Annotated in this window: 18 protein-coding genes; 11 read left to right on the forward strand and 7 right to left on the reverse strand. The window is 63.4% G+C overall.

Annotated elements, in window-relative coordinates; translation table 11 throughout:
- Nucleotides 1-118 precede the first annotated feature (118 nt).
- The 8 genes from U0029_RS04200 to U0029_RS04235 are packed head-to-tail and all read left to right on the forward strand — an operon-like array spanning nucleotide 119 to nucleotide 10,611.
- Nucleotides 119-1,504, forward strand: coding sequence for a GumC family protein (locus U0029_RS04200; RefSeq protein ID WP_119536879.1), 1,386 nt, complete (start codon nucleotides 119-121; stop codon nucleotides 1,502-1,504).
- Entirely contained in the window at nucleotides 1,501-2,577 is a 1,077-nt protein-coding gene (locus U0029_RS04205; protein WP_114852278.1) for a polysaccharide biosynthesis tyrosine autokinase, read from the forward strand. The genes U0029_RS04200 and U0029_RS04205 overlap by 4 nt, the downstream gene beginning before the upstream one ends.
- On the forward strand, nucleotides 2,574-3,872 hold the full coding sequence (locus U0029_RS04210) for an O-antigen ligase family protein (RefSeq protein ID WP_119651386.1): 1,299 nt from the start codon (nucleotides 2,574-2,576) through the stop codon (nucleotides 3,870-3,872). Before U0029_RS04205 ends, U0029_RS04210 begins: the two co-directional genes overlap by 4 nt.
- Nucleotides 3,869-6,142, forward strand: a complete 2,274-nt coding sequence (locus tag U0029_RS04215; protein WP_114852279.1) for a capsular biosynthesis protein — start codon at nucleotides 3,869-3,871, stop codon at nucleotides 6,140-6,142. The genes U0029_RS04210 and U0029_RS04215 overlap by 4 nt, the downstream gene beginning before the upstream one ends.
- Nucleotides 6,139-7,071, forward strand: coding sequence for a glycosyltransferase family 2 protein (locus tag U0029_RS04220; RefSeq protein ID WP_114852280.1), 933 nt, complete (start codon nucleotides 6,139-6,141; stop codon nucleotides 7,069-7,071). The genes U0029_RS04215 and U0029_RS04220 overlap by 4 nt, the downstream gene beginning before the upstream one ends.
- Nucleotides 7,072-7,078: 7 nt before the next feature.
- A complete protein-coding gene (locus U0029_RS04225; RefSeq protein WP_114852281.1) occupies nucleotides 7,079-8,272 on the forward strand; it encodes a glycosyltransferase family 2 protein in 1,194 nt (397 codons plus the stop codon).
- A complete protein-coding gene (locus U0029_RS04230) occupies nucleotides 8,269-9,525 on the forward strand; it encodes a lipopolysaccharide biosynthesis protein (protein WP_114852282.1) in 1,257 nt (418 codons plus the stop codon). Before U0029_RS04225 ends, U0029_RS04230 begins: the two co-directional genes overlap by 4 nt.
- A gap of 21 nt (nucleotides 9,526-9,546) precedes the next feature.
- Nucleotides 9,547-10,611: an acyltransferase family protein gene (locus U0029_RS04235; protein WP_114852283.1), complete on the forward strand. Its 1,065-nt coding sequence runs from the start codon at nucleotides 9,547-9,549 to the stop codon at nucleotides 10,609-10,611.
- Here the strand turns inward: U0029_RS04235 and U0029_RS04240 are convergent.
- The 5 genes from U0029_RS04240 to U0029_RS04260 are packed head-to-tail and all read right to left on the reverse strand — an operon-like array spanning nucleotide 10,583 to nucleotide 16,138.
- Nucleotides 10,583-11,599 (reverse strand): hypothetical protein, encoded by a 1,017-nt coding sequence (locus tag U0029_RS04240; RefSeq protein WP_039051699.1) that lies wholly within the window; start codon nucleotides 11,597-11,599, stop codon nucleotides 10,583-10,585. The genes U0029_RS04235 and U0029_RS04240 overlap by 29 nt on opposite strands.
- Nucleotides 11,600-11,616: 17 nt before the next feature.
- Nucleotides 11,617-12,555 (reverse strand): NAD-dependent epimerase/dehydratase family protein, encoded by a 939-nt coding sequence (locus tag U0029_RS04245; protein WP_012418284.1) that lies wholly within the window; start codon nucleotides 12,553-12,555, stop codon nucleotides 11,617-11,619.
- Nucleotides 12,552-14,225, reverse strand: a complete 1,674-nt coding sequence (locus tag U0029_RS04250; RefSeq protein WP_114852284.1) for an FAD-dependent oxidoreductase — start codon at nucleotides 14,223-14,225, stop codon at nucleotides 12,552-12,554. The genes U0029_RS04245 and U0029_RS04250 overlap by 4 nt, the downstream gene beginning before the upstream one ends.
- 15 nt (nucleotides 14,226-14,240) lie before the next feature.
- On the reverse strand, nucleotides 14,241-15,002 hold the full coding sequence (locus U0029_RS04255; protein WP_114852285.1) for an SGNH/GDSL hydrolase family protein: 762 nt from the start codon (nucleotides 15,000-15,002) through the stop codon (nucleotides 14,241-14,243).
- Nucleotides 15,003-15,043: 41 nt separating this feature from the next.
- Nucleotides 15,044-16,138, reverse strand: a complete 1,095-nt coding sequence (locus U0029_RS04260) for an SLBB domain-containing protein (RefSeq protein WP_162790363.1) — start codon at nucleotides 16,136-16,138, stop codon at nucleotides 15,044-15,046.
- 187 nt (nucleotides 16,139-16,325) lie between these two features.
- Here U0029_RS04260 and U0029_RS04265 point away from each other — a divergent pair, with 187 nt between their 5' ends.
- Nucleotides 16,326-17,141, forward strand: a complete 816-nt coding sequence (locus U0029_RS04265) for a WecB/TagA/CpsF family glycosyltransferase (protein WP_114852287.1) — start codon at nucleotides 16,326-16,328, stop codon at nucleotides 17,139-17,141.
- A 5-nt stretch (nucleotides 17,142-17,146) separates the two neighbouring features.
- Nucleotides 17,147-18,418 (forward strand): hypothetical protein, encoded by a 1,272-nt coding sequence (locus U0029_RS04270; protein WP_147294790.1) that lies wholly within the window; start codon nucleotides 17,147-17,149, stop codon nucleotides 18,416-18,418.
- 10 nt (nucleotides 18,419-18,428) lie between these two features.
- Here the strand turns inward: U0029_RS04270 and U0029_RS04275 are convergent, their stop codons facing one another.
- Together U0029_RS04275 and U0029_RS04280 are read right to left on the reverse strand one after the other, a co-directional pair.
- Nucleotides 18,429-19,844 (reverse strand): undecaprenyl-phosphate glucose phosphotransferase, encoded by a 1,416-nt coding sequence (locus U0029_RS04275; RefSeq protein ID WP_012418278.1) that lies wholly within the window; start codon nucleotides 19,842-19,844, stop codon nucleotides 18,429-18,431.
- A gap of 7 nt (nucleotides 19,845-19,851) precedes the next feature.
- Entirely contained in the window at nucleotides 19,852-21,270 is a 1,419-nt protein-coding gene (locus U0029_RS04280) for a mannose-1-phosphate guanylyltransferase/mannose-6-phosphate isomerase (protein WP_114852289.1), read from the reverse strand.
- 595 nt (nucleotides 21,271-21,865) lie between these two features.
- Here U0029_RS04280 and bcsD point away from each other — a divergent pair.
- A complete protein-coding gene (bcsD, locus tag U0029_RS04285; protein ID WP_236824168.1) occupies nucleotides 21,866-22,327 on the forward strand; it encodes a cellulose biosynthesis protein BcsD in 462 nt (153 codons plus the stop codon).
- Nucleotides 22,328-22,358: the final 31 nt, after the last annotated feature.

Genomic DNA, 22,358 nt, shown 5'->3' on the forward strand with positions numbered 1-22,358 from the left:
CTCGCTCCAGCCCATGGTTCGCATCCCCTCGATAGTTGGGGCCTGCGCGATACCCTGGGCGGAGGAGACTCCGGTAAAATGAGACCAATCTTTCGTCCATACCGATTCAAGGTCCCTCGTGAGTCCGTCTACCGAATCCGGTTTGCTGTCCTTGCATCAAGTGTGGGCCATGGTGGCCGCGCGCTCGCGCCTGATTGCGCAGGTCGCGATAGCGACGGTATTGCTGACCGGCTTGCTGTTGCTGCTGCTGCCCCGCGTCTGGACTGCCACGGCCGATGTTTTCATCGACTACCGTGAAAATGATCCCATCAATGGGCGCTCGTTCTCGGCCCTGCTCGATGAAAGCTATATGCAGACGCAGATCGACCTGATACGCAGTCAGGCGGTTGCTGACCAGATGATTCAGACGCTCGGTTTGCTGTCGGGAGAGGATGCACTGAACGGCTCGCGCGCGCACACTGCGCTGGTGGCTGAGATTCGCCGCAGTCTGGAGGTTGCCAAGCAACAGAACAGCCGTGTGCTGACGGTGTCGTTCTCGGCCGATACGCCGCAAAAGGCGCGGGAGTATGCCAATGCCATCGTCAATGCCTATCTGGCGGTCAGCCAGAATATTTCCTCGGGGGCGGCGCGAGCGCGCCGCGAACAGTACACCGCGCAATTGGAACAGTTGCGCAACGAGCTCGACACGCTTCAGGATAAGCTGACACGTTATCAGCAGGAAACCGGCATTGTCGACACGCCCCAGGGGGGCGATATCGATTTGCGCCGCTTGAACGATATGACGACGGCGCTGCTGGCGTTGGAGTCGCAGGAGCAGGCCGCCCGTGCGCGTAACGAGGCCAATGAGCGCTTGCTCAAGAGTGGCGTGAAGGTGGAGGATCTGCCCGAAGTGGGGCAGTCTGCGCCCGTCAATGATTTGCGCAATGGCGTGACCATCGTCGATCAGCAACTGGGGCAGTTGCGCGGTTCGCTGGGGCCTAAGCATCCCAGCGTCGCGGGGCTGCAGGCGCAGCGCGCCACCATGCAGGCGGAGGTGGAGCGGCAGGCGGCCGCCGTGCTGGCTTCGCAACGCAGCGAACTGGATCGTTTGCAGGCGCAGAAAGCCTCGTTGCAGGCCGACATCAAGGCTCAACGCGACAAGGTGCTGGATCAGATGGCCAAGCGCGACCGCATTGCCGCCTATCAACGCCAGTTCGCCGGGGTGGAGCAGGTGTATAACACCGCCTTGCAGAAATATGACGGCATCCTGATGGCGAGCAATATTTCCTTGCCCAATCTGGCAGTGCTGCGCGCTGCCGATGCGCCGACCTCGCCCTCTAGCCCGAAAGTCACGCGCAGTCTGGCGCTGGCCTTGGTGGTCGGAGTGCTGGCAGGTCTGGCGCTGGCCCTGCTGCTTGAATTGAGCCGCCGGCGCATTCGCTGCACCGATGATTTGCTGCGCAATACCCGCCTTCCCGTAATGGGCCGTATTGGCCGCCGCTCGCTTACTCCGGTGAAGCCATGAGCGATTCTTCTTTCCGCCCGCTGTTTGACCGCCTTGCCCAGGTTGCGTCGAGTACGCCTGCCGAGACGGCTTCTGAGTCTGCGGCGCAGCCGCCCGCGCCGTCTGCGGCCGAGCCGCCTGCACGAGCGCCGATCGAGCCTGCGCCCGATCCCGTTTCGCAGGCGCCCGCCGTGGCCGCAGGCCAGGCAGCCGAACGGATGGGTGAGCGCTTCGTGCGCTTGGGTTTGCTGACCGAAGAGCAGGTTCAGCATGTGGTGCGTTTGCAGCATACCGAACGGCTGCGCTTTGGCCAGGCGGCGGTGCGGCTGGGCTTTGTCTCGGAGGAGCGCGTGCAGGCCGTGCTGGCCGAGCAATACCACTACGACTACGCCAGCAACCGTCAGCAGAACGCCGATTTGTCTTTGCCTATCGCGGCCATGCCCTTTAGCCAGGAGGCCGAAGCCATCCGGCAGGTGCGCGGCGAGCTGTCCATCCGTCTGGGAGGGCTACCCCGTTTCGCATTGGCGGTGATCGGCACCGAGGAGCATGAAGGCTGCTCTTATCTGGCGGCCAGTCTGGCCATCGCTTTTGCCCAAACCGGCCGGCGGACCCTGTTGGTGAATGCCGATCTTCGCGCCAGCGGCCAGCACGATCTGCTGGGACGTGGCGGCGGCATGGGTTTGTCCACGGTGCTGGCGGGCCGGGCTGGCGCACAGCGGGCCCGCGCCGTGGCGGGGTTTCCCAGCCTGGCGGTGCTCGATGCAGGCCCTCAGCCGCCTAATCCGGCCGAGTTGCTGCGCGAGCCCGCGTTGAGGAAAGTGCTCGAAAGCTATGCGGGCGAGTACGAGATTTTTATCGTGAATACGCCGCCCACCAATCATTCCTCAGATGCCCAGAGCATCGCCCGGCAAGTCGATGCCTGTTTGCTGGTGGCGCGCAAGGATATCACCCTGCTCGCCGATCTTGACCGCGCCGCGCAACTGCTCGATACGGCTGGCGCTCGGGTGCTGGGCGTGGTTTACAACGAGTATGATTCGCAGGCTGCGCTCGGGCGTAGCTGGCGCGAGCGCGTGCGGGCGTGGATACGCCGGTGAGCACGGCCGCGCCGTTTGAGCCCTCGCGAAGCGATCGCAGGGCGGTCTGGCTGTTGGTCGGCCTGAGCCTGGTGTTCGCCATTGTGCCCGACAATTTTTCCTTGGGCACGGTCGGGATAGATGCCAACCACACCATCATGCAGGGCTCGGGCTTGCGGCAGATCCAGTATGGGTCGCTGTTTCTGTGGGCGGCTTTTCTGGCCTGGCGTCATCTGAGTGTGACCTTATCGACGTTGCGCGCGGCCAATCCTTTTCTGCTGCTGGTGGTGGCGTATTGCCTGATGACCGCCCTCTGGTCGCCCTATCCGGATATCACCATCAAGCGGTCGATCATCATGATCGGCTTGGTGCTGATCGGGGTGGCGGTGGCGCCGCCAGTCGGCGCGCCGCGTCAGTTTCTGCGCGCGGTGATGATCAGCTATACGGCCATCATGGTGGTTTCTTTTTTTGTGGCGCTGCTGGCGCCGAGCGTGGGCGTCGATACGCAGCTGGGTAATGCCTGGCGCGGCATCACCTGGCAAAAAAATATGCTGGGCTCGATCTCGGGGTTTGCGGCCATGCTTTGGCTGCGCGAGTTTCTGATTAGGCCTCGCAAATCGGTCGCCGCGGCCCTGTTATTCAGCCTGTTCATGCTGGTCATGGCCAAGAGTGCCACGGCCATTCTCGTGACTGGGTTGGGTACCGGTGTCTACCTGCTGACCCGCCACCGCCTCATGGGCGGACGCCATGCGGGGGTGATGGTATTGCTGTCCGCCTTGCTGGGCTGCCTGTACGCGCTCTTGTTTTTTTATGTGGCGGCGGGCCGCATGCCAAATGTGAGTGATGTCGTTGGGCCGGTGACCGCGCTGTTCAATAAAAGCTCTGACCTGACCGGGCGCGGAATCATTTGGGATCTGGTCGAAGTCGCGATCGACCAGCACCGGGTCTGGGGCATAGGGTATAGCGCTTTCTGGGTGGGCGAAGGGGGGCCGGCGCAATACATTGCGAACCGGATCGGCTGGATGCCCGGACATGCGCACAATGGTTTTCTCGATATCCTGGTCGATATGGGCGAGGTCGGCATGGGCCTGTTTCTGGCCTGTCTGGTCTGGCATGCCGGCAGCCTGATGAGGCTGTTTCGTATCGACCGCGAAGACGCCGCGATGCATTTGGGCATTTGCGTGACGATTCTCATCAGTAATTTTTCTGAAAGCCAGATCCTGCGAGACACTTCTTTTCAGAACATCATGTTTATCTACTCTTCGCTGGCCATCAGCGGACGCCTGGTGCAGGCCCGCCGGGCACGGCTGTCATGAGCCGGCTGATCCCGCGTGCGCTGACGCGGGCGGCGCTGGCCCTGTCATTGGCCAGCACCGCAGTCGCCGCCCCGCCTGCCGCCGATTTTGTTTTCGAGATGCATCCGGCCGCGCTGACTGGCGCGCCCGATATGGCGGCCTTGAACCGTCCGCTGGACAGCGCTGCGCGCATCGTCGCGCGCGGTGGGCATTTCTATCGTGCCGGCCCTGACGGCCAACGGGTGCGTTTCTTTGGTGTCAATCTGACATTCGGCGCCAACTTCCCTGACGCGCAGGAGGCGCGGCAACTGGCCTTGCAACTGCGCAAGCTGGGTTTCAATGCCGTGCGTTTGCATCATTTGGATTCGCAGCCCTCCGATTATCCGGATGCCCCGGTCAGTATTCTCACCAGCGGACCCTTCCCGAGTTTTAGCAGCAGCGCCGTCCAGCGCCTGCGGGGTTTGATCGAGGCGTTGGCGCTAGAGGGTATCTACGTCAATTTGAATCTTCATGTCGGTTATCGCTTCCGGCCTGCCGTGGATGACCTGCCTGCGCTCGATGGCGGGGCGCAGCGTCCGCCGATCACGGCGCCCATCCATGTGTATGAACCCCGCCTGATTGAAAAACAGGAGCTATATGCGCGTGAGCTGATTCAGCGCCTGGGTTTGAAAGACAATCCTGCCTTGGCGATGGTGGAGCTCAACAACGAGTCGTCGTTGTTGGCGGCTTGGCTCGGCAATGATTGGCGTTCGGCCATTCCCTCGGCGTATGCGCCCGCCTTGCAGCGCCAATGGCGGGAATGGTTGTTGCAACACTACGGTTCACTGGCGCAGGCCTGCGCCGCCTGGTCGGGCTGCGTGGGCGGCGATGATAATGCTGCGGAATTACCAGAACCGGGGCAGCAGCAGGTGCATGACACGGCTTTTGGGCAATTGCGCGCCGGGCTGGCGCGTCGGGTCGGCACATGGTTGGGCAGCGCCGAGGGCCCGCAGGGCAATCCCCGCGAGCGGGACTTCATGACGTTTCTGGTATCGGTAGATCGTCGTTATTTCGATCGTTTGCGCCGTGCGGTCCATGAAAGCGCTGGGGCTCAGGTTCCGGTGACAGGCACCCAGATGGGCTATGGCGGTCTGCTGAATTTCGATTCGCAATCCGGCATGGACTACATCGATGAGCATTTCTACATTGGCCATCCCGATATCCGTTCCACCCATGATTGGCGTATTCCGGCGCGGAGCGCCAGCGGCAATGAGTTTGACCGCCTACTGGCCTTGTCGCTGCGCCGTGACCGGGCGCGGCCTTTTGTTGTCAGCGAATTCAGCCAGCCCTTCCCCAACCCGCGCGGCACAGAAATATTGCCTTTGATGAGCGCGGTCGCCGCCCTGCAAGATTGGGATGGGCTGTTTTATTTTGATTACAGCGATGCCCAGCGCTTGCCGCAAGCGCCTTCCCGTTTCGCATTGAGTGGCGATTGGGGGCGCATGGCCTTGGTGGGGCAAAGCGCCAAACTGTTCCGCCAGCCCTTGCTGGCGCCGTTGCCGGTGCTCATCGATATTCCCGTGGGGCCGTCGTTGCGCCGTGAATTGGGCGCAGACCGTCGCTTTGACGCGATCACGCATGGCTTGGCGGATAGCTTCGGCATTAAGCCGCAACTGGCTTTGATGGGGCAGGTGGCCTTGCTGCTGGCGCCGCCTCCTCAGGCTGCCGTCCCGCCGGCTGATCCGGCGGCGGCCACGGCCTTGCTGCGCCAGGAGCCCGATCGCCTGCTCATCGATGCGCCGGGTGTCTGGGCCCTATTCGGCTCGACCGGTAAAAGTCGCATCGGCAATGATGCAGTCTGGATACAGTTTGCGCCGCCCGAGCTGGCCAGCGTCATGTTGACGCCGCTGGATGGGCTGCCGATCAGCGCCTCCCGCCATTTGCTTTTGGCCCTGGGCAATCCCACGATGGGTAGCCAGCCCGGTGCAACGCCGCCACGCCCTAAAACGCTGGTGCCGTACCGAGGGCAGTCCGGCTGGATGACCCTGAATCCTGATCCCGGCGCTGATGGTCCCTCGGGGGATATGGCGACGCGTGCCCCGGCCTGGTTGCGCCGTCAGCCCGCCGAATTGGGGCTTGCACCGCGAGGCGGCCGCTTGATCGTCTATCCTCTGGATGGAGAGGGCCGCCGCCGCGCGGCGCTCCCGGCCGCAGAGGTGATGCAGGATGCTGCGGGCGCGCGCATTCGCGTGCAGCAGGATACGGCCTTGTCGTCGCCCTGGTATGAGCTGGTTTTCGAGGATAAGCCATGAACGCGCCTGCCCTGGATATCACCGTATGCATGGCGACCTACCGACGGTTGCCGCAGTTAGAGCTGCTGTTGGCGGATCTGGCGGCGCAAACGCTGCCTCCCCGGCAGATCGTCGTGGTGGACAATGACGCGGCCGCGAGCGCCCGGCCGGTGGTCGAGGCCCATCGGGCGGCCTTACAGGCGCGCGGCATTGCGCTGGATTACGCTGTGCAGCCGGAAAAAAGTATTTCTCTCACACGCAATATGACGGTGCAGCGCGCGCGCTCTGCGTGGCTGGCCTTTATCGACGATGATGAGCGCGCGCCGCCGCAATGGCTGGCTCTGCTGAGCGACAGCGCGCACCGCTTTGGCGCCGATGGTGTGCTCGCTCCCGTACTACCCGTATTGCCGCCGCACGCACCTGCCTGGCTGCGGCGCGGCCATTTTTATGAATGGGCGCGGTTTCCGACCGGCACGGAATTGCCGGGCAATGCCCTGCGTCTGGGCAATGCCTTGTTATCGATGGCCTGTCTGAACCGCTTGCGACCCCTGTTTGACCCGGTCTATGGGCTGACTGGCGGCGAGGATGGCGATATGCTGCTGCGGCTCAGACAGACGGGCGCCCGTTTGATCTGGTGTGATGAGGCGGCCGTGACGGAGCCGGTGACCGATGAGCGCATGCGCGTGGGCTGGCTGCTGCGCCGCGCCTTACGCGGCGGCCAGGATTTCGCCCTGCATTTTTTACGCGGCAAACTGAATGGCCCGCCCGGTGCGGTGCGCATTCTGGGGTTTTACGGCCGTGCCGTGTTGCAGATGGTGGTGGCTGGTGCGCTGGCCCTGATGCTGTGGCCGCTGGGCAGGCATCATGCAGTGCATTGGCTGGCGCGCGCCTATGCCAATTACGGCAAGCTTTCCCTCTTGTGGGGCGCCCGCCACCACGAATACGCTTGAGCCCATCATGGCCTATTTTCTCCATTTTCTTCTGGCTGTCGTGGCCTTGCCGGTAACGCTGGCGACCGCTTATTTGGGGCTGCTGACGCTGCTGTCGGCGCGTTTGCCCCGTCCACAGCCGCAGGAACGCGCGCTGCGTTTCGATATTCTTGTGCCCGCACACAATGAAAAAGCGGTTATTGCGCGAACCGTGCGCAGCCTTTTGGCGGTCGATTGGCCACGTGAGCATTTCCGCGTGCTGGTCATTGCCGATAATTGCAGCGACGATACCGCCGCGCGGGCAAGGGCGGCCGGCGCCGAGGTGATCGAGCGCCAGGACGCTCTCTTGCGGGGCAAGGGTTATGCGCTGGAGTTCGGCATCGCCCGCAGCGCCGCCGACGGGTTCGCCCAGGCGGTGGCCGTGATCGATGCCGACACCGAGGTCACGCCGAATTTGCTGGCTGCCTACGCAGCGCGCATCGAGCAGGGCGCAATGGCCATGCAGGTGCATTATGGCGTGTTGAATCCCGAGGAGTCCTGGCGCACCCGCATGGTGACGCTGGCCTATGGCGCGTTTCATGCCGTGCGCGGCCGCGGCCGCGAGCGCCTGCGCGCTTCCTGCGGCCTGCGCGGCAATGGCATGTGCCTGACCCATGCCTTGCTGCGTGAGGTGCCCTTCAATATCCACTCGATGACCGAGGACCTGGAATACGGCATTGTGCTGGGCCTGAAAGGCCATCGCGTGGTGTATGTCGATGAGGCCAGCGCCGATGCCGAGCTGATTGCCTCTGAGCGGGGGTCGCGCAGCCAGCGCCAGCGTTGGGAGGGTGGGCGCCTGGCGGTGGTGAGGGCGTACACAGGCCGTCTCTTGCGCCAGGCTTTGATCCGGCGCAGCAGCGTGTGCCTGGAGTTGGCCGCCGATCTGCTGACCCTGCCCCTGGGTTACGTGGTGTTGCAGATCGGTGCCCTGCTGGTGTTGGGCGCGATCGCCAGCCTGGCCCTACCGGGCGCGGGTCTGTGGATTTGGCCTGTTCTCGCGGCCTTGCTGCTTGTGGTGATCGCGGCCCATGTGCTGCGCGGCTGGCAGTTGTCACCGTTGGGGCCGCGCGCGCTGCTGGATTTGCTGCGGGCGCCGTTTTTCGTGTTGTGGAAGCTTTATATTCTGTTGCGCAATCGCGGCAACCGGCAGTGGATCAAGACCGACCGGGACGAACGAGAATGACCCTGTCCAAGCCCGGCTTTGCCCGACTGTTCGGTAGCTCGATCATCGATCAGGCGCTGCTGTCGGCCGCCAATCTGGGGGTGGGCCTGATCTTGATCCGCTATGCCGCCGAGGCGCAGTACGGCTATTACATCCTGGCTTTCAACACCATGATGCTGCTGACCACGCTGCAAGGGACGTTTATCGGTACGCCTCTGGTGATCCGTCTGCCCGCGATGGATGCGGGCGAACGTAGGCAGTGGATGGGCAGTCTGTTGCGCGACCAATGGCGTTTGGGCGCATGGGGCGGCGCGCTGGCTCTGCTGCTTGTTTTAGGCGGCTGGGCGGCCGGGCTATTCGGCAGCGCCACGGCGCTGGTGGCTGCGGCCGCCACGATGTTGGTGTTGGCGGCGCTGTATCGCGAGTATCTGCGGGGTATTTTGCTGATGTATCACCGGCCGCAGCAGGTGTTGGCGGCCGATGTGGTGTATGCCGTATTGCTGTTGGGCGGCTGCGCTCTGGCCGCTCAGGTGTCGGCGGCCGCGGCAGGCACTCTGCTTGGCGCTACGCTGGCCGCCTTGGTGTGCGCCCGCCTGTTGCGGCGTCATCTGGTGGATGACATCGACCGCAGCGCGGCGCCGGGCCGTTTGCGGGATATCGCCCGGATGGGTTTTTGGGCGGCCTCAGGCGGCGTTATTTATTGGCTGTTCAATCAGGGGTACAACTTCCTGACGGCGGCCACCCTGGATCTGGCGGCGGTAGCGGCGCTGGCGGCGACCCGGCTGACGCTGATGCCCATCAATCTTTTGCTGGCTGGAATGCAAAAGCAGCTGGCGCCGCTGGCATCAGACTGGATGCATCGATGGGGCGCGCGCCGTACCCTGCGCCGCCTGATGCTGTTCTCGCTGGCGCTGGGTTTGTTCACGCTGGCTTATGGCGTGGTGCTCTGGTTGTTGCGTGACTGGATTTTTCTGGATTTGATGCGCAAGGATTTCGCGCAGCGCGACGTCTTGCTGCTGCTTTGGTGCGGGCTATTCATTCTGATGGTGATGCGCGAGCCGGTGATGATGATCGCCGTCTTGCGGCAGCGGTTCCGGGCGCTGAGCGGGGCGACGCTAGCCTGCGCCTTGTTGGCGCTCGCGATCAGTTATGTCGGCATGAGGCTGTGGGGCCCGATGGGCGCGGCAATCGGTATTCTCGTTGGCGAGGCCTGCTTCTGCGCGGCCGTGGGCATGCTGGTGTGGCGTGAGACGCATGGCGCGCAGAATGCTTGAGCAGGCTGCAAAGGAAATGTGATGGATATTCTCTCGATACAGTACCTGCGCGGAGTCGCAGCCATGATGGTGGTGGCGGTGCATCTGTATCCGCAGCTTGAACGCATGGGTTACCAGGGTTATTGGCCACACTGGCTGGCCGCCGGGGTCGATATTTTTTTCGTTCTCAGCGGCTTTTTGATGTGGATCACCACGCGGGGCAAGAAGGTCGGTGTCTGGCAGTTTTATGGCCGCCGCGCGGCGCGTATCGTGCCGCTCTACTGGTTACTGACCTCGGTGGCGGTGGCAGTCATGTTGATTGCGCCGCAGTTGTTGCAGACCGCGCGCTTTGGCCTCTCCCATGTGGTGGCCTCTTACTTTTTCATCATGACACCCAATCCGGCAGGCTTGATCGAGCCGGTGCTGACGGTGGGGTGGACGCTCAACTACGAGATGCTTTTTTACGTCATCTTCGGTCTGGCGCTGTTGTTGCCCGCGTCCTGGCGATTTTCGGCCGTCACCCTTGTTCTGCTGGGCCTGAGCATGGTGGGCTGGTTCGTCGCAGATGCCAGCACACCGATTTTGCAGGTCTATACCTCGGACATCGTGCTGGAGTTTTTGCTCGGCATGGGGGTGGGCGTGTGGTTCTCTCACCCGCACAGGGGCGGTTCCGCGCTGCTGGGCGCAGCGATGGTAGTGGGAGGCTTTGTCGTGATTGCGCTGCTGTCCGTGCTGGCGCCGGAAGTCTCGCGGCCGCTGGTGCGAGGGGTGCCGGCCGCAGTCATCGTGGCGGGCGCTATTTTGCTGGAGCGTTTTCAGGCCTTACCCCGTATGGCCTGGCTGCACAAGCTGGGCGATGCTTCCTATTCGCTCTATTTATCGCATGCTTTCGTGCTGTCGGCGCTCAGCCAGGCTTGGCGCAAGCTGCATCTGGATACGCTGCCCGGCGGATGGGTGGGTTTTGGCTTGGCTGGCCTTCTGGCCTGCACGGTCGCGGGGATGCTGGTCTATGCCTGGCTGGAGCGGCCCTTGATCAGCCTGTTCAAGCGCCCCAGCGAGCAGGCCGCGTCCAAAGCGGCTACCCGCCGATCCGTAGCCGGTCTTTGAGCAGGCGCAGCCAGCGTTTGTGACGCTGGTTCAGCGCCCGTTGCGACGACCAGTCGATCACGCTGTCGTGCACATCGTAGTGGCCGCGTTGCGCATCGGGGAGCTGCCCTGACTCGACGGCCGCGATCAGTTGGGGCAGTTTTTCATAAAAATCGGCGCCCCGGTAGGGCGGATGCAGCGACCATAGCCCAGGCGCCGAGCCGAGCAGATCGACGCGGTATAGCCCGCGTGCGCGCAGCACTTCTCCCAGAATGACTTCGGCTTCACGAGCCAAGGGCGGATTGCCCAAAAGATGCGACTTCAGGCTTTGCACGCGGCTTGGCGGCAATAGCGGCAATACGCCCAGGGCGCTGCGCAGACGCTCCATGTCCAGCATGAAGATCCGCGTGCTCGCGGTCTGGAAGCGGTAGGCTGGCGCTCCCGCCACGTCGATGCGTTCGGGTGGGGGCTCGCCGTGGCCGAATATCGCGGCATCGGCGGCCGGCGGCCCAGGGAAAGGGCCGGTCAGCAGGACAGAGGGGTTCTGGTCGGTATAGGCGATGGCTTCTTCAACCCAGTGCTGGCTGCCGCCGCCAAACAGCATGTCGCCATCGAAGTGCACGATATGCCGTGCGCGGCTGTGGTGCATGCCGTAAAAATAGGCATAAAACGGGCCGCCATCCCAGGCCTTGACCGGAATGTCATCCAGGCCGAAAAACGCTTGCGCCACTTCACGCCGCGCTTCGGGCGCATAGTCCACTTCGATGACTTCCAGCTTGGGCGTGTCGCGCTGTAGTTCGCGCGCCAGTTGCAGAAGTTTGCTACGGTATTCGTCGAAATGCCTGCCGCGATAGCGTCCGGAGCGGCTGCGATGGGTGTCCAGCGTGACGACAATACGATCGACCATCGGTGACCAGACGCGGATCTGGTGGGGCAACAGCAGGGCCGCATGGGGGTAGTCCATGGGGTACATGCTGATCTGCGCGGCGACGCGACAAGGGGAGTTCATGAGCGCAGGCCTGGGGATCATGCGCGTTGCGCCACGGTGGCGGCCAGGCCTTGTTCCAGAGCTGTCCAGGACAGTCCCAGCGTTTTTTCGGCTTGGGCCGAGATCAGGCGGATGTCCTGCCCCCATAGGCGTAAGAGCGAGGGGGGGATGGGGGGCGGTACAGTCAGGCCGATGCGGCGCAAACCGATTTCGGCGATTTTCAGGGCCGGGGCGAGCAGACGGGTTTCAATTTTCAGGCGCCGCGCGCCGATACGGCGCAGCGGCACCGCGCCCAGGGCGCGGGCGTAAGCGAGAAAGTAGGCGTTCCAGTCGGGTGCCTGGGCCATCGCCAGATTGAAGGCTTGTCCCGGTTTGACCTCCGGCAGGCGCAGGGCTGCGAGCACCGCCGCCACTACATCGTCGATATACACCAGGTTGCTGCATCCGTCGCCAGCAGCGCCCAGATCGCCGATGCGCCCGGCCTGCAAGAGGCTGGCGATGCGCAGACTCCATTGCGGACTGCCGGGTCCGTAGATGCAGCCGGGGCGCAGCATGACGGCATGTTCGGCCAGCACACGTTCTGCCTCGACTTTGGCGCCGCCGTAACCGCTGAGGCCTTGCGCCAGCGGTTGGCTTTCATCGATCGCGCCTTGCGCAGGGCCGTAAACACTCATCGAGCTGAAGTGCACCAGGGGCAGGGAGGGCAGCGCGGCCAGGGCATCGCGTAGCGCAATGGCGCCTTGCACCATGACGCCCGGGGCACCGGCCACGCAATTTACGACGCCGTCCGCCTGCGCGAGCACACGCTGGAGCGCTGCGCTGTCGGTCGCATCGAAGATTTCCTGGTTGACGGTAAGCGCAGGGGCGGGGCGGCGTAGGCCGGCGATGGGTTCTGCCCAGTCGCTGGCCGCCAGCGCGGCGACGATGCGCCGGCCGACATAGCCGTTGGCGCCCAATACCAGAATACGTTGAGTCATGCTTGCATGTCTCCGTGGCGAGTGGCGCAAGCGCGCCGCAGATGGCCGGCCAGGCGCAGGGCCAGGGCGACGATGGTGAGAGTGGGGTTGGCCTGGCTGGATGTCGGAAAGACGGCCGAGCTGGCGATGTAGAGATTTGAGGTTTCGTGAACGCGGCAGTTCGCGTCCACCACGCTGTTGCGTGGGTCGCTGCCCATGCGGGCCGTACCGATATGGTGGCCGCCATAGGCGCCATAGCGCGTCATTTCGGCCTCCACCTGTTCGGGGTCGTACTCAAAGCGCCCGACACCGCTGCGATCGAGGTCCTGAGCGAGGGCGGCCAGAGCGCGCTGCACGGTTACCACATCTTCCGGGGTGTAGCGCCAGTCAATATGCAGGCGCGGCATGCCCAGCGCGTCGGTCTGCGGGCCTAGCGTGACCCGGCTATCGGGGTTAGGCGCCTGTTCGGCATGGAAGTCCAGGCTGTAACGTTCGTTGTGCGGGTGGACGATGACGGACGGGAATTTGCGCGCCGCTAGCGTGCGCCGGTTCAACCAGTGCCACAGAAAACCCGCTGCGGCGGGCGCGCCCACTATCGCATTGCGCAGATGGGCGAGCCATAAACCGGCCGAGGCCGGCGTGTCGCCATACAAACGGCGGGCGTACTCATAGGGCACGATGGGCCGGGCGAGATAGAGCGCCGACAGAATGCCGTTGCCGTGTCCGGGGTCGGGGATGCGCGGATGATGCAGCCTGGCCACGAAATTGCCGGCTTGCAAACGCCGCTGCGCCGATGGCCGCAGCGCCAGACGGCGGCGGCAATAAACGCCTTCGTCGCTGATATCGTAGCCGTGCCACACCGAGGCGGCTCTAGAGAGGTCGACGCTGCCTATGGTGCCTGCCAGATGGCACATGTAGTAGCGCCCGACCACATCATGCGCATTGCCCAGTCCCAGGCCGCTGGCCCCCGGACTGCTCAGTAGCAGTCGTGCCGTTTCCAGGCCGCCGGTGGCCAATACATAGGCGCGCGCCCGGACGGTGAACGCAATACCGGACAGGGTGCGGACATGCGTGGGGCCGACAGGCGCTTGCGCCTTGTCGCCGTCCAGACGGCATAAGTTCGCGTGCTGCAATACGCGTATCGGCCCGCGCCGCAGGCGTTCTCCGTAGCGTTGACCGAAATCGGTCGGGCAACTGAAGCGCTCCAGGGTGTCGGTCGAGAACGACGGCCCATCGAAGCCGGCGATCATCGGTTGCAAAGGATGATGAAAAGCCGTCGCTGCGGTGTAGGCGAAATCGCCGGCTTCGCACAGACGGTTGGCCTCGGGGTAGTAGGGCCGCAAATCGTCCAGCCCGATCGGCCAGCCGCTATGGGGCATGTACTCGCGCGCCTCGAAGTCGATGGCGTCAAAGGGCATGCAGCGTCCACCCCAGATGGTCGTCGAGCCACCCATGCGGCGCTGACGGTAGCGGTCAGGCTCGCTGTGCAATCGGGTATCGGCGACACTGCCCTGGTAAAGCGCCTGGCTGGCTGGCTCTTCGCCGCTGCCGCCGCTTTCGAGCAGCACGATGTTCAGGCCGCTGTCCATCAGCGCCAGGGCCATCGAGATACCGGCTGCGCCGCCGCCCACGATGCAGAGGTCGGCCTCCAGCACGGAGCCATTCGGGATGTCGTTGGCGTCCTGGATCATGAGCGCGGCCTGTTATCAGTAACGCACGGCAGAACCCGCCGGCAGTTTGAGCGTGTCGTGGATGTAGCGCGCGAAGTCCTGGTAGCCCGCTGCGGAGGGGTGCACCCCGTCGGCAAACTTGCCTGGCGCCAGCACGCGGTAATTGCCGCTGCCGCCGCTGGACCAGTCGAGATAGTCGACGATGCGCACATGCGGATAGCGGCGCGCCAGATCGTCTTTCAGCCAGGTGTTGAAAGCCCGGGTTTGCTCGATCATGGAGTCGGTCATGCCCAGATAGGCGCCGATGTTGTCGATGACCAGCGGAATGCCTCGCTGCGCCGTGGTGTCGGCGAAATAGACGAAGTTGTTTTGCATCTCTTGCAGCGGCAGTCCCGCAGCGGCAATGTCGTTAATGCCGACATGCAGATAGACCAGCGCGGGCTGCGTGCCTTCGGGTAGGGTGCGTGCACCCCGGCCATCCGCCGGATCATGGGTCTGGGCTAGAACATCGCGAGGCCAGCGCGCTCGTAGCTGCGTCGAAGTCTGGCCGCCTATGCCCTGGTTGTAATGAAACACCCCTGAATACTGCGCCAGGTCGTAAGAGAGTTGGCCCGGCTGCGAAGGGTAGTCAGGAACAAATCTGCCTTGCACATTGAGCCTGCCCTTGCGCTGAATTTCACCCTCGGCGATGGAGTCCCCTGTCACGACGGCATAGGGCGCGGGGTTGGCCAGGGCGGGCAGGGCATGGCCGAGCGCCAGCAATAGCATGGCGGTCAGAGTGGTGCGGCGGTTTGGCATGGCGGCAGCTTGCGCGCCCGGTGGGCGTGCGGGTTCCGTTATTAGAAAAAGCGTTCGTTGACGTGAATGACATCGCCCGGCTGCACCGTATCGGTCAGGCTGACCCGCTTGTCGGTCGTGGCGCCCGTCAGGGGGTCGGTGCGATGAATGTCGATGCGGCTATCGGAGGCGCGCGGCGTCAGGCCGCCTGCGACCGACAGCGCCCGCATGACATTCAGGCCTTTTTCGATGGGGTAGGCGCCTGGCTTACCGACTTCGCCATAGACGTAAAAGCGCGGTGCCTCGGGGACGAACACCACGTCACCGGGCTCCAGCTCGGTGTCTTGCAGGGGACGCGAGGGAGCCTGGCCGTTGTTGACGTAAAGGTTGAGGCGTTCGTTGCCGCCATCGGCGCGCCGCACCAGCGTGGCCACCTCGCCTGCGCCGTCGGTGGCGCCGCCCGCCATCGCCAGAAGCTCCAGCACCGACATTCGGCCCTCGATAGGGTAGCGGCCTGGCCGCTGCACCTGACCAAGCACCGACACGATGCGGCTGCGAAATGCCACGACTTCGACCGTTACCTGAGGATCGGTCATATAGCCTTTGTTGCGCAGGTCTTGGGCGATGCGCTTGCCGATGGCCGAGGGTGTGAGGCCCGAAACCCGCAAGTCCCCGATCAGGGGCGCCACAATCTGCCCTTCGGCATCGACCGTCACGCGGGTTTCTGAACCGTTGGGACCCAGAATGGTGATATTGAGTGTGTCGCCCGGGCCCACCGCGGCGATGGCGCCATCGATCGAAGCCTGGGCCGCTGGCGGCGCGGCCGGGGCAGGCGCGGCGGTGTCAGGCAGGTGGCTGCGGGCCTGGGGACGGCTGCCGCTTTGGGTGACCGGCGCTGGGATATCGAGATCCGTGCTGATGGGCGCGATGGGTCGGATCTGGGTGTTGACAGGTTCGATCCGGCTTGGCGCGCTCGCCGGTGCGCGGATGGGGCTAATCGGGCTGATGGGCGCAGGCGCGTTATAGCGGCTGGCGTCATCGCGGGTTGCGCGCGCCGGCGCGACAGGGTCAGGAATCGGCAGGTCCTGGGCATGGGCGGCAGACACCAACAGCGCCAGCAGCGCCGTTCGGCAAATATTCGCTGTCAGTCCCGCCACAATGATTCTCCAATTTGCCACTACGGTTTGCGCGCGGCTAATAGTAGCCGACGCGAACTGTCGCACTGTAGGCATTTTAAATACAATGCGAGCATATGGGTTTTTCTGACATGCAAACCCGCATTGTTTGGGTGCGAGGGCCTGCATTTTTTCAGAAAGCGGCCTTCATTCATATCGAGACCACACTTTGCATAGCTCTCAGCAGGGTTCTCCAGCAGCAACGGGTGATCTGCCGTCCTTGCCCAGCGTCCGGCTGTTCGGGCTGGACATTGCGGCCGTGACCTTCGATCAGGCGCTTGAGTCTCTTTCGCAGGCCGCCGAGCGCCGCGACGGCCACGCTCGGGTTGTTGTGACCCCCAACGTCGATCATGTCGTCCGCCTGGATGCCGCGCCGGCCTTTCGCGAACGCTATGGCAAGGCAGCCTTCATTTTTGCCGATGGCATGCCAGTCGTTTGGGCGAGCCGATGGTTGGGCAAGCCCTTGCCGGAACGTGTCACGGGGGCCGATCTCTTCGTCGCCTTGTGCCGCCAGGCGCAGGCGCGCCGCTGGCGTGTGTTGCTGCTGGGCGGCATGCCCGGTAGCGAAGCCGCGCTACACGAACGGTTCGAGCAGTTCTATCCCGGCCTGAATATCGAGGTGGTCGCTCCGCCTATGGGGCTTGATCCCTTGGGGCCCCAAGGAGAAGCTTTCGCTGAACAGGTGCGGGCCCAGGCTCCGGACGTGGTGTTTCTTTGTGTCGGCATGCCCAAGCAGGAAAACTGGGCCCTGCACTATGCGCCGACGCTGCCCGGCGGCATCGTGCTGTGCGTGGGGGCGGCCATGGAGTTCGCGATCGGCTTGCAGCGCCGTGCGCCGCAATGGATGCAGCGCATAGGCCTGGAGTGGGTATGGCGTCTGGCGAGCAATCCGCGTCGTCTGTGGCGCCGCTATCTGGTGGATGACACCCGTTTTCTCGCCCTGTGCTGGCGTCAATGGCGGCGCCGGCGCGATACGGCGTCGTGACGTCTGTGCGGATTCTGGCAGCTGCTGGCTTGGCATTGTGCGGTGCTCAGGCACTTGCCGCGCCTGCCGATTACGCCGTCCAGATGGGCAGTTCATATCAGTATCAAAGCAATCCTGCGCGGCGGCCCGATTCCGCGTCAGATATCCAGGGAACCGGGGCCTGGGTCAAATCGGCAGGCTTGGGCCTGCGCCTGCCCCTGCTGTCCGAGGATACCCGCCTGGATGCGGGCGGCACGCTGAGCGACGTGCGCTATAGCAATCAGCGCCAGCTCGATCACCAGCCCCGCAATCTGCAATCCACGCTGTATTGGCGTGCAGGCCCGCTCTTTGCGGGCCGTTTCGATTACGGTTATAGCAAACAGTTAAATAGTGATCTGAACCGCTCCTGGCCCGAACGCGATCAGCAGACGCGTCAGAACCGATCCGCCGAGATAGGTTTGCGCATCACGGACCGCCTGACCTTGCCGGCGGTGAGCGTGTTCAGCAATGCCACGGGCTATGACCAGGACATCAATCAGACGCTGTATAACCGCGAGGAGCGCGGCTGGCAGGCAGCCGCTCGCTATGCGGGCTTTGGGCGATCCTTCGCACAGGCGGGCTGGCGCCAGACGCATGTGGATTATTACAAGCGCACGCCAGCCCTGACCGCGACGATCGATGACCGATATGCCGATAACGAGGCGTTTGTGGCCGCCCGCTGGGACTATAGCCCCAAGACCCTGTTCCAGGGCCGAGTGGGGCTGCTCGCCCGCAGCTATGAACATTTGAGCGAGCGCGACACGCATTTGCTCACCTTCGATGGCCGTGCAACCTGGGACTACTCACCTAAAACGCGGGTGGATCTGCAACTCTGGCACCGTCCCTATGCCTATGATGATGATCCTCAGGTGCTGTATGGGGTGCGCACGGGCGGGGGGGTCTCCCTGACCTGGCAACCTACCGTCAAGACCGCTTTCAGCCTGGGCCTCGAGCATAGCCGGCAACGCAATACGGCCTTGGTCGGCGCGAATGAAGAAACCCTGCAAATTCAGCGTCTGGGCGCGCGCGTGCAATGGCTAAGCGATGACAATCTGCGCTGGGTGATGGATCTGTATCGCGATCGTCAGCGCGGCGCCAATCAGCAGGACAGCTATTCGCAGAATTTCGTGCGCATCGGCATCGAATACACCTTTGGCAGCGGCAGCAAAGACTCCTTGCGCCGCATGATGCAGCCTACCGATTGTCTGTGGCGCAGGCCTGAGGTGCCCCTGTGCGATCCGATCCGCGAAGAACCGTGATGATCGCGCTTCAGTAGGCGTTGCGATCCCAGAACAGCACGAGCACGGTGCGCACCATGATGCGCAAGTCCAGCATTAGCGACCAGTTGGTGATGTAATAGCGGTCGTAGCGCACGCGCAAGCGCATTTTTTCCGGTGTTTCCGTCTCGCCGCGCAATCCGTGGATCTGGGCCCAGCCGGTAATACCCGGCTTGACGCTGTGGCGCAGCATATAGCCGCGTATCTGGCGCCGGTAGAATTCGTTGTGTTCTGAAGCGTGGGGGCGTGGTCCGACCAGGCTCATGCTGCCGCCCAGCACATTGAAGAGTTGGGGCAGTTCGTCCAGCGAGCTTTTGCGCAGAAAACGGCCTACCCGCGTGACGCGTTTATCGCCGACCTGCGCCTGACGCAGCGTCCCGTCGGCCTCCAGCCCGGCGTCCGTGCGCATGGACCGGAATTTCAATACCGTGATCGGCATGCCGCGTTCGCCATAGCGTTGCTGGCGAAAAATCACCGGGCCGCGAGAATCGAGTTTGATCGCGATGGCGATCAGCAGCATAAGGGGGGACAGCACCAGCAGCATCAGCCCGCCCAGCAGCAGATCGGTCAGCCGCTTGATGCTGCGCGCCAGCCCGACCATGCGTGTTTCGTGCAGGGAGAGCAGCGGCACGCCGGCGATATCGGCGCTGCTGATGGCCAGCTCGCTGAGCAGTGGCGATTCGGGCATGAGGTAGATCTCGGCCGTTGAGTCGTAGAGATGGCTCATCAACTCCAGCATGGCCTTGCTTTGCTTGTCGTCTTCCAGCGTGACGAAGGCCATGTTGTATTCGCCCGCGCCGATGCGCGCCAGGGCGTCCTGATACCGTCCCAGGTAGGGCGGAATATTTTCGTCCTTGGCCTCGTTGACCGGCTGTTCCGCGTAATAGCCTGCCGTGTAGATGCCAAGAATGGGCGAACGCTCCAGGCGCATGGCCAGCTTGCGGGCTTCGGGACCCATGCCAAAGAAAACCGCTGCCCGGCGGCTGGCAGGCATATTGTTCAGGCGGTAGGCGGTGTGCCGCAGGCCGTAGAGGCCGGCTGCCGTCAGGGGGAGTGCGACAGCGGCCCAATGCAGCAGCAGCAGGCGCAGCCATTCGGTGTCGGTCGAGCTGTGGGGCAGAAAGAACAGCGCCAGGACGGTCAGGAACAGAATATTGAACCAGCGCAATAGACCACGCCCCAGCATCCACCACATCGAGCGGGCGCTGACCAGCAGGCCGAAACGCGTGTAGGTAATGAAGGTGACCACGCCGATCAGGGCAGGTATCCAGCGCATGTAAAGCGGTGCGTGGATGCCGTGCAGGCCCGCCAGGATCAGAAAACTGCCGCTATTGATCAGTGCGCACACCAGGCCGACCAGCGCCATGAGAGAGCGCTGAGGATGGCTAAGTGGAATAGAGGTGGACATGACTGAATCAACGGCCGTAGACGTCGTCAAAGCGCACGATATCGTCTTCGCCCAGATAGGGGCCGGACTGCACCTCGATCAGTTCGAGGTCGATTGACCCGGGATTCTCCAGTCGGTGCTTTACGCCCAGCGGGATATAGGTGGATTGGTTTTCCGTCAGCAGAAACACTTCATCGCCGCGTGTCACGCGGGCCGTGCCAGAGACGATGACCCAGTGTTCGGCGCGATGGTGGTGCATTTGCAGGGAGAGCCGGGCGCCCGGCGCGACTCGGATACGCTTGACCTGGAAGCGTTCGCCGGCATCGATGGCGTCGTAGCTGCCCCAGGGCCGGTAAACCAACCGGTGGGCAAGGGCCTCGTTGCGGCCGGCCTCATTCAATCGGGCGACGATTTGGCGTACCTCCTGCAGCCGCTCGCGCGCAGCGACCAGCACGGCATCGGCGGTTTCCACCACCACGGCATCTTCGATACCCAACAGGGCTACCAGCCGATGGTCGGCGCGGGCATAAACATTGCGGCAGTCGTGCGCAATCACGTCGCCGCGCAAGGCATTGCCTGCCTCATCTTTCTGCGCAAGCTGCCATAAGGTGGCGAACGACCCGATGTCGCTCCAGCCCGCGTCCAGCGCGACCATCACCACATCGGTTTCGCGCTCCATAATGGCGTAATCGATGGAGTCCGCCGGGCAGGCGATGAAGGCCGCCGGGTCCGGGCGCAGGAAGTCGCCATCGCGGCGCGAAGCGTCCATGGCGGCGCGGCATGCCGCCAGAATGTCGGGTCGATGGGCGGCCAAAGCGTCCAGGTAACGCGAGGCCCGGAACAGAAACATGCCGCTGTTCCAGAAATAGCGGCCGCTGGCAAGGTAGCCGGCCGCCGTCTCGGCATCGGGCTTCTCGACGAAGGCTTCGACGGGGGCCACCCCCTCTAGCGCTACGCCGGCGCGCAGATAGCCATAGCCCGTTTCGGGGTAGGTGGGCTGTACACCAAAGGTCACCAGTTTGCCGGCCGATGCGGCGGGCAGGGCGGTGCGTACGGCTTGTTGGAAGCGCGCAACATCGTTGACGGCGTGGTCGGAAGGCAGCACCAGCATCAGGCTGTCGTCACCCTCGGCCAGCGCCTGCAGGGCGGCCAGCGCAATGGCGGGTGCCGTGTTGCGGCCTGCCGGTTCAAGCAGGATAGTCGGGTCGCGCAGATCAATCTGGCGCAGTTGCTCTGCCACCAGATAGCGGTGTTCTTCGTTGGCCACGAAAAGCGGAGCCAGGCCATTCAGGCCGGCAACGCGCTGACAGGTGGCCTGCAAGGGAGACAGCTCATCCAGCAAGGGCAGGAATTGCTTGGGGTAGGCGCCCCGCGAGAGCGGCCACAGCCGCGTGCCAGAGCCGCCAACGAGTAAAACAGGGCGCAGATTCAGGGAAGCATGCGGCATCGGGACTCTCTGGCGAACAGCAGCGTGAGTGAATGTGGCAGGGACATGAGCGCGCGGCAAGGTCTGGTCAAGGGGGGGCCACAGTGCGCCACCTTGGGCAGACAGGGAATGCCTCGATCCCGACACATGCTGTGCGCCAATGTTTTAATTCGTGCCGCGAATATACTAGAATGCAGCTTCGCATTGCATATTGATAATACCGGGAATTTTATTTCGGTTATTTGCGATAGATGGTAATCAGCTAAGGCTAGTGATTCTCGATAATCTCTGTCGCGCATTGCGCACTAAGAAGCAAGGTTATGCTCCAAGAATGCGGTTTGACGAATCGCAGCTCCGCCTTGCCAACTGCGGATGCGGCCTATGCAGGGCCATAAAACTAGAGATGGCGCGCCCGGTTTCGCGGGCGAGTTGCTTGTGTATGACGCTGGCCCAGTGCCAGCGGACTCTTGTCGGCATTTCCGTCAACAGCCCAGCCTTAATGCGTGGCGGCGGCTGTTCGCGTCTGTCACCTTTTCGATACGAAACTGGCCCATCTGTGCGCAGGCTTCTGGGCGTGCTCTCGCCCTGCAGGCTAGTGCTGTGATGAAGGAATATTGTGGAAAACGCAGTTTTCTCCCATCTTAATGAGCGGCTGTGCTCGGCTCAATGGCGTGATGTGCTTGCCGCCTTCGCCGACGAGCTTGCCCAGGACTTGACCACGCAGCGCTTGCGCACCTTTATGCGTCGTGCCGGGCATCAGTTCGCCACTATCCATGCCTTGCCGGCAGCAGCCAGCGTGGAAGAGTTGCAGCAAGCCATCAATACCCTGTGGCGCGGGCTGGATTGGGGCTGGGTAGACATCTCCGAGTCGGATGACCATCTCACCTTGCGGCATTTCTGCGCCCCCTTGAGTGCGGCGTTCGGCGTCAAGCATCTCACATGGAGCACCGGCTTTCTGGAAGGGGTCTACGAGTTGTGGATGCGTCAGTTGGGCGCCGATACCGAATTGCATGTCACACAGCCACAGCCGGCCGATGCGCAAGTCGTGGTTTATCGCTTCGGGCGTGCCAGCGCCTGAATAGGGCAGGGCGCGTCATGGGCAGGCGGAG

This window comes from Bordetella avium (assembly GCF_034424645.1).
In the GTDB taxonomy this organism is placed as follows: Bacteria; Pseudomonadota; Gammaproteobacteria; order Burkholderiales; family Burkholderiaceae_B; genus Bordetella; species Bordetella avium.

Coding starts and splice junctions, on each gene's coding strand:
- U0029_RS04205 (WP_114852278.1), top strand. CDS start 1,501: ATGAGCGATTCTTCTTTCCGCCCGCTGTTTGACCGCCTTGCCCAGGTT.
- U0029_RS04215 (WP_114852279.1), top strand. CDS start 3,869: ATGAGCCGGCTGATCCCGCGTGCGCTGACGCGGGCGGCGCTGGCCCTG.
- U0029_RS04220 (WP_114852280.1), top strand. CDS start 6,139: ATGAACGCGCCTGCCCTGGATATCACCGTATGCATGGCGACCTACCGA.
- U0029_RS04225 (WP_114852281.1), top strand. CDS start 7,079: ATGGCCTATTTTCTCCATTTTCTTCTGGCTGTCGTGGCCTTGCCGGTA.
- U0029_RS04230 (WP_114852282.1), top strand. CDS start 8,269: ATGACCCTGTCCAAGCCCGGCTTTGCCCGACTGTTCGGTAGCTCGATC.
- U0029_RS04235 (WP_114852283.1), top strand. CDS start 9,547: ATGGATATTCTCTCGATACAGTACCTGCGCGGAGTCGCAGCCATGATG.
- U0029_RS04240 (WP_039051699.1), bottom strand. CDS start 11,599: ATGAACTCCCCTTGTCGCGTCGCCGCGCAGATCAGCATGTACCCCATG.
- U0029_RS04245 (WP_012418284.1), bottom strand. CDS start 12,555: ATGACTCAACGTATTCTGGTATTGGGCGCCAACGGCTATGTCGGCCGG.
- U0029_RS04250 (WP_114852284.1), bottom strand. CDS start 14,225: ATGATCCAGGACGCCAACGACATCCCGAATGGCTCCGTGCTGGAGGCC.
- U0029_RS04255 (WP_114852285.1), bottom strand. CDS start 15,002: ATGCCAAACCGCCGCACCACTCTGACCGCCATGCTATTGCTGGCGCTC.
- U0029_RS04275 (WP_012418278.1), bottom strand. CDS start 19,844: ATGTCCACCTCTATTCCACTTAGCCATCCTCAGCGCTCTCTCATGGCG.
- U0029_RS04280 (WP_114852289.1), bottom strand. CDS start 21,270: ATGCCGCATGCTTCCCTGAATCTGCGCCCTGTTTTACTCGTTGGCGGC.